General features: G+C 31.1%; 6 protein-coding genes. 2 read left to right on the top strand and 4 right to left on the bottom strand.

Translation table 11 applies throughout. The annotated features are described in order from the left end of the window. Positions 1-160: 160 nt before the first annotated feature. From N3C60_08790 to N3C60_08800, 3 genes are read right to left on the bottom strand one after another with little or no spacing between them, the layout of a single operon-like run. Positions 161-631, bottom strand: coding sequence for a chemotaxis protein CheD (locus tag N3C60_08790; GenBank protein ID MCX8085001.1), 471 nt, complete (start codon positions 629-631; stop codon positions 161-163). Beyond that, positions 631-1,467 carry a HAMP domain-containing histidine kinase gene (locus N3C60_08795; protein ID MCX8085002.1) on the bottom strand — a complete coding sequence of 279 codons (837 nt, stop codon included), beginning with the start codon at positions 1,465-1,467 and terminating at the stop codon, positions 631-633. The genes N3C60_08790 and N3C60_08795 overlap by 1 nt, the downstream gene beginning before the upstream one ends. A 26-nt stretch (positions 1,468-1,493) precedes the next feature. Beyond that, positions 1,494-3,851, bottom strand: coding sequence for an ATP-binding protein (locus tag N3C60_08800; protein ID MCX8085003.1), 2,358 nt, complete (start codon positions 3,849-3,851; stop codon positions 1,494-1,496). 100 nt (positions 3,852-3,951) lie between these two features. Between N3C60_08800 and N3C60_08805 the strand changes: the two genes are divergently transcribed. Further along, entirely contained in the window at positions 3,952-4,269 is a 318-nt protein-coding gene (locus N3C60_08805) for a hypothetical protein (protein MCX8085004.1), read from the top strand. Continuing rightward, a complete protein-coding gene (locus tag N3C60_08810; protein ID MCX8085005.1) occupies positions 4,266-5,984 on the top strand; it encodes a response regulator in 1,719 nt (572 codons plus the stop codon). Before N3C60_08805 ends, N3C60_08810 begins: the two co-directional genes overlap by 4 nt. Positions 5,985-5,996: 12 nt before the next feature. Here N3C60_08810 and N3C60_08815 read toward each other — a convergent pair. Then, positions 5,997-7,575 (bottom strand): PAS domain S-box protein (locus N3C60_08815; protein MCX8085006.1); only part of this gene is annotated, 1,579 nt, incomplete at its 5' end.

Below are 7,575 nucleotides of genomic sequence, written 5' to 3' on the forward strand. Positions count from 1 at the left end.
GGAGTAAACTTCTTATAATATTCAAAAAAACTATTTATAACATTTAAATCAAATTTTTTCATTTTCACCCCTTATATTAATCGTCATACTTTGACTAAGCTTTAGTTATATATTACCTTATTTTCCACAAATTACAACTCAATTCATGACATGATTTTTTTTAATTCTTTGTTTTATTTATCCGTTTTAGCTTTATTTCAAAGCTATCTGTAAACATGATAATCTTTCTACCAAGCTCACCACCCACGTCATAACTAACTATCTTAATGCGATTCTTTTCAAGTTCCTCAAAAGCTATCTCTATATTCCTCTGCCCAACATTTAAAATGCTACTCCTTTGCCCCACCGTCTCCAACACTGCAGCTCCACCAAAAACCTTAGCCTGTAAAGATTGAGCATTTGCTCCCATCTCTAACATTTTTTGAATCAATTTGGGTATAGCCACATTACCATACTTTGGGGTCGGAATCCCCTCACCATTCCAAAGAGGCAGGAGATAGTGATTCATACCACCAATTCGAGATACGGGATCCCACAAACATATAGCTACGCATGAACCCAAAATAGTAGTAATCTCAGCTTGGTCTTTTGAAACAAATATGGTGCCCGGTAATAAAAAATGTGACACCATCAAAATGTCTCCGTATCATCAAAGAAAAACTTATTACCTTCTAAAGATATATTTTCTGCTCCCTGTAACGATGGAAGGTGTATTGCAATAACTGTCTCATTTTCTTTTGATGTTACAACTATGCTACCATTCATGAATTCTATCAACATTTTTGTAACAGCTATCGATAAGTTCTTCTCCCTACTACTTTTATATGAATCCACACCTGTAGAAAGTATCTCAATGAAGTTCTTATTGATATCTTCATCATCAAATTTCCCACCAGTATCAGCAAAAACTATATTTAAATTTTCCTTTGTCATCCATGCATTGATACTTATCTTAGATCCATCAGGTGCGTAGTAGATGGAATTATTTAATATATTCATAAATATAAGCCTAAACTTTTCGGCATCAGTAATGAAATAAGCAAACTCATTCATGATTTTTAGATCAACCTCTACATTTTTTTCCTTTATTTTAAGGGCAAAAAGATCAATAACATCCTCAAGAAAATTTTTTACAAGGATCTTGTCAGACTTTAAAGATACCTCCCCAGACTCAAAATCTGCAGCGGTAAAAATATTTAGACATTTATGATAAACATTTAAGGTTTCCCTGTACATTATAGTGAGATATTCCCTTAATTCTCCACAATCAACATTGGCCTTTACAATATTACTTAAAACCAAAAAAATAGTGGTTATAGGATCCATTAGTTCGTTTTTTAAATTTGAAATAAATGATTGTTTAAAAGACTCACTCTCCAAAAGTTTTTCATTCATCTCCTTCAATCTCTTATCTAATACCCGTATTGCCTGGATTAACTTCTCTTTCTCATCATTATGTTCCATCATATTTTCACCTCAAAATATATAAATTTTTAACTCTGACTATCAAATAAAAATTTTTCCACCTCAGACCTTACCTTATCCCATTCATTATACATCTCTTTCAATAGATCCAAACAATCCAACCCTTCTTTAGCTCTTTTGTTTATGGCTTCAGCTTTCTCAGCCATATTAATAAAGCCCAAAGACAAGGCAGCCCCTTTTATCTTATGCGCCTTAGCTCTTATATTGCCAAAATCTTTTAATTTGACAAATTCAGCAAGTTTTTCCAGATAAATGGGAAACTCTTCCAACCCTTGTCTAAACAACTGTTCCACCAAACTCTTAGGAACCTTATTTTTTGTAAAAAAGCCAAAATCTATAACATTACTTATATCTTTAGATTGCTGATTCTCATTATTCACATTAAGCTTATTATTTAAATATTTAGCTAAAATCTCACCTAATTGATCTATCATTATCGGTTTACTAAGATAATCTGTTATGCCAGCAGCAAGGCACCTCTGTCTTTCCTCTTTTTCATAATTTGCAGTAACTGCAATAATAGGAACAGTTTTCAATTGATTTTTACTTTCAAAATCCCTTATCGCTTTAGCAGACTCATATCCATTCATGATAGGCATCTGAATATCCATAAAAACGATATCCGGTGAGATCATCTTATATTTTACAAACCCTTGTTCCCCATTTTCAGCCTCTACTATTTCAGCATTTGGTAGCATCTCTGAAATTAATGTTCTAAAAAGAATCCTGTTCATATCCACATCTTCAACAATAAGCACCTTATACCTTGTTTTGATATCAATTGGTTTTATCTGATAAAACTTAATTGTATCATCACCCTTTTTGTGTATATCTGATAACAATCTTCTCAAACCCCAAATTGTAATGGGTTTTTCCGTAAATAAAACAACGCCAAAATCCATCATATTTTTAAAATATTCCATATCCTCCACTCTACTATAAACAACAATGGTGGGCATTTTAATATCAAGTTGTTTCATCTTATTTTTTATCTCTTCAAAATATAAAATCATACTGTCAGCATCTATCAGCAAAAGATCAACATTTTCCATCAATATCAGATTCATTAAATAGATTAGATCACTGGTAACAGTGCTGTCTATATTCATACAATTTAAAGTTCTCTGTAACTTTTCAGAAAAAGAATTTTCATCGGATAATATAACAGCATTACAAAAACCATGATTTATATACTCACCATCGATCCCTCTTTCTACACTTTCTATAGCAAAATTAAAAATGAATGTAGTTCCTTCACCCTCTTTCGAATCCACAGAGATATCCCCCCCAAGCATAGAAACAAGCTTTTTTGTTATATTCAAGCCAAGTCCTACACCTCCATACTTTCTGGAATAAGTATTATCAACCTGCACAAACGGTTTGAAAATATCGATAAGCATCTCTTTCTTTATACCTATACCTGTGTCTTTCACAGAAAAACTTAATGTATGTTTACCATTTAAATAAAGGTATTCAGACGTAACCTCCACAAACCCCCTCTCAGTAAACTTTATAGCATTAGATAAAAGATTTAACAAAATCTGTTTTAACATCTTAGAATCGGTATAAATATACTCAGGAAGATTTACCGATGGTGTAATAAAGAAATCCAACCCTTTTTTAAAAGCATTATATTTCATAATATCAGAAACATTATCAATCAAATCAAAGAGGTTCACCCTCTCAATTTGGGCCACCATCTCCCCTGATTCTATCTTAGATAAATCTAAAACCTCAGAAATAATAGCCAGTAAGGTATCAGAAGCTGATTGAATATGTTTTATATACCTTCTCTGTTCTTCTGTAAGTTTTGTATTCATCAGAAGATTAATAAAACCAACGATAGTAGTTAAAGGTGTCCTTATCTCATGACTTATGTTTGAAAGAAATCTTGATTTTGCAATACTTGCATGTTCTGCTCTCTTTTTTTCCTCTTCGAGTTTATTTAATAGTTTTTTTCTTTCATCTATATCAAGTATAGCTCCAACAATCCCCATTAAATTACCATTTTTATCAGTAAAGGTACTTTTGTAAAACTCCACTTCTCTATATTCACCATTTGCATTCCTGATTCTATAGCAATAAATCTGATTACCTCCTTTTTTTAAAAGTTCCAAATCTGCTTCATGATATTTTTTAGATAGATGCTCTGGATACAAATCAAAAACAGTCTTACCCCTTATTTCATCCTTTTCTAATCCAACAAACTTTACAAATTCATCATTTACATCAATATACCTTAAATCTTTATCTTTATAAAAGATAGGCACAGGGACAGTATTAATTATCGTCTCAAGGAGATTCCTTTGGCTTTCCAAATCCTTCAACAGTTGATCTTTAGATACTCTTTTTTTTGTCTCTTTCACACAGACCTCTTTATAATTATACCACAAAAATTTAATAAAGTTTTATTGTATTTTTCATCTCGACAGTTTATAATAAAATAAAATGTTTAAGGAGGCTGGTATGTTTGTAGAAGGACTTGAACCAAATGTAACTATAACCACTGTCGGAAATGAAGTTTTAGTAGGGGGGGATGTTGTAAATATCACAGATTACAGATTAATAAAGGAAAGTGTTTTAAAGGCAATTGGTAGCGAAGGTAAATATGTAAAGGTAATATTTTCCGATGCCGAATCCCTTACCTCTTCCGTAATCGGTTTTTTCTTAAAATTGGTTCAGAAGGATAACATAGAGGTAAAGATGGTTGTAAAAAAAAATACTCTTATGTCGTTACTGGAGATATTAGGACTTGTGAAAATATTTAATGTTACCTTAGAATGACAAACGAACACATTACTTTTAAATACAAAGAAACACCAGAACTACTTAAATCAATAAAAGCAGTTCTGGTGGATGATGAGAAGATAACTGTAAAAGCACTAAAAATGTTTTTAGATTCTTACATCGATGATCTCTATTCTTTTTCAGATCCAAAAGAAGCCATATCATTCATTGAAACAAACGAAATCGATCTGTTGATAACCGATTTTTGGATGCCAAATATTAATGGTATTGATCTGATTAAATTTGCTAAAAATAAAAATCCAGACGTAGCCACAATACTTTTAACAGTTGATGCCAATCTATCTGGTATCAGTGTGGTAAATGCTGGAGTAGATAAATACATCCAAAAGCCAGCCTTTGGCGATACCTTACTATCAGCGATTGAAGAAGCGATAAATAAATTTCTTCTGAAAAAAATCGTTATAGAAAGTCAACAAAAAGATATTGAATTGATGAGGCTTAAAGAAAGATATTCCATTTTTCAACAGGAAGAAGCTTACAAAAAACAGTTAAACATAATAAAAAACGAGTTGTATCTTTCAACAATAAATAGTAAGATAACTAAAAACAACTCATATTTTTATATAAAAACATCCTATAAACCTTTTGAAATTTTAAGTGGTGATTGTTATTCCATAAGAGTTTTAAGTCCCCATGAAGCTTTTATATTTATTCTTGACATTATGGGCAAAGGGATCTCCGCCTCTGTTACTTCAATTACATCCACTACGTATCTTAACCACCTAATAAATACTATGGGCGGATCAAAAAAACTTACACTAAAAATCATTATAAACAAATTTTTAAGGTTTATTAAACCGATTTTAATAGAAGACGAAATATTATGTGGACTTTTTTTAATATTAAATTTTCAGTCCCAGAGATTACAATTTGTAAATTTCTGCATGCCACCGTTATTTTTTGAAGAAAACGATACCATCCAATATATACCAGCAGAAGAACTACCCATTACTAAAAGAACCGAAGAGTTTCATATCCAAGAAAAAGATATCTCCAACATCACAAAATTAATTCTATTGTCCGACGGTATTGTAGAATCCAAAACCATAAACAAAAAACCATATATATTTAACATAAAAAAGGATATCAGACTTAGCTATAGTTTAAAAAACTTTATGGAAACAGTAGCATTAAATATTTCCAAGATCCCTGATGACTCCACTGTAATATTTATAAAAAAATGTTCTATATTAGGGTGCTTTCATAAAGAATATATTATCCCTTCTAGGAGTAGTGATATTGACAACTTTTTAAATAAACTAAACAAACGATTACAAAAAATCCATGCTGACAAATATTTCAAAAGCAATATAACTACTATCCTCATGGAACTACTCGCAAATGCCCATGAACATGGCAACTTAGGCATAACATCTGAACTTAAGGACAAATTAATCTCAGAAGATATGTATGAAAAATATATCCTCGAAAAAGAAAAGGCTACAAATAAAGAAATCAAAATATCATTTACAATCTCTGTTCAAAAAAAAGAGTTATACTTAACGATCGAAGATCAGGGAATAGGTTTTGATAAAAATATTTTTGAAAATAACAAAAATCCTAATTTTTGTGGTTATGGAATGAGGATTTTAGATACCCTGACAAAAGACTTCTTTTACAATAAAGAAGGTAATATTGTTACAGCAATAGTAGACCTTTCTACAAAATGTACATTTGATATAATATATTGATAATCAGTTAATCTAATCGATAGTAACAATTTCATATACAAACCTGATCAAATTAATTAGCTTATTTGTATCAAAAGGTTTTGAGAGGAAAAAAAATCGTCTATTAAAATCTGGGTCCTTTTTTATTTCATCTTTGGGATACCCACTTATCAATATAACCTTTATTTTGGGATAGGTTTCTTTTATGAATTTGTATAAATCAAGACCTGTCTCTTCACCCAATTTATAATCAATCACTGCCACATCTATATCATTTTTTGATATAATATCCACAGCGGCCCAGTAATCGTGTGCTGAGAATACATTTGCCCCTCTATTTTTAATGGAGGATTCTATTGAATGCAACAGTGTTTCATCATCGTCCACTAACAATATATTTATACCTGGCAAAAATTTATTATCATAAGCGATATCCTCTTTTTTAACAATAGGAAGTAGAATTGTAAAAATTGTCCCACTGGTATATTTAGAGTTACATATTATATATCCACTCATACCTTTTATGATATTGTAGGCAGTGCTTAGTCCAAGACCTGTTCCTTTAGGTTTTGTACTAAAAAATGGCATAAAAACTTTGTCCATTTCATTTGGCTTCAAACCTATACCATTGTCCTCTACATGAATAGCGAGATAACTACCTTTTTTTATATTAACTTTTTGGCTTGGAGTAGCAAATTTTACAATATCATTATCATATATCAGAATTTCTGTCTTTATGCGGACTTTACCCCCTGCCAAACTACCAAATTTCTCTTCTATAGCCTCTTTCGAGTTAATAAGTAAATTCAAAAGTACCTGCCCCAACTCCACTGAATCCCCATAAACAAACTCATGAAGATTATTTTCAAGATAAAATTCTACTTTATCATCTAATACCTTATTAAAAAATGTTTTTTGATTCTCCAAGAACTCATATATATCTATTTTGGTATAAAAAACTTTTTCCTTTTTACCAACCTTCATTAACTTATCATAGAAATCAGATGCTTTCCGTACAATTGACTTTTGAATTTCCAAAATCCCTTTGATATTCTCAGGATTATATAGTTCTTTTTCAATGTTTAAAATGGTGATATTTAAAGATGTCACAATGTTGTTGAGATCGTGCGTTATCGGTAGTATTAGTTTACCAACGGTTTCTATAGATTGACTTCTCAACAGCTGTTTTTCCATCTCCACTTCATCCGTAATATCTTCTTTTATTGCAGCAAATTTCACAATATTACCCTCAAAATCCTTAAGAGGAACTATTATAGCCTTCTCATGGTAGAGCTCTCCATTTTTCTTTTTATTGATAAACTTCCCCCTCCATATCTTACCAGCATTAATTGTATCCCATAAATCTTTGTAAAAAGCCGCATCATGATAATCACTCTTTAAAACAGCAGGTGTTTTTCCAACTGCCTCCTCGTACTTATAACCTGTAACCTCTTCAAAAGATTTATTTACATACTCTATCCTGCCGTTTTTATCGGTGATAATGATTTCCACCGTAGCATTTTCAAGAATCTGATGAAGAATAAGGGAATTTCTCTTCAAATCTAAATCATCCGTAATATCAGAAAAAATCATAAAATACTTATATTTAACC

This window comes from Calditerrivibrio sp. (assembly GCA_026415135.1).
Lineage (GTDB): Bacteria > Chrysiogenota > Deferribacteres > Deferribacterales > Calditerrivibrionaceae > Calditerrivibrio.

Coding starts and splice junctions, on each gene's coding strand:
- N3C60_08790 (MCX8085001.1), bottom strand. CDS start 631: ATGGTGTCACATTTTTTATTACCGGGCACCATATTTGTTTCAAAAGAC.
- N3C60_08795 (MCX8085002.1), bottom strand. CDS start 1,467: ATGATGGAACATAATGATGAGAAAGAGAAGTTAATCCAGGCAATACGG.
- N3C60_08805 (MCX8085004.1), top strand. CDS start 3,952: ATGTTTGTAGAAGGACTTGAACCAAATGTAACTATAACCACTGTCGGA.
- N3C60_08810 (MCX8085005.1), top strand. CDS start 4,266: ATGACAAACGAACACATTACTTTTAAATACAAAGAAACACCAGAACTA.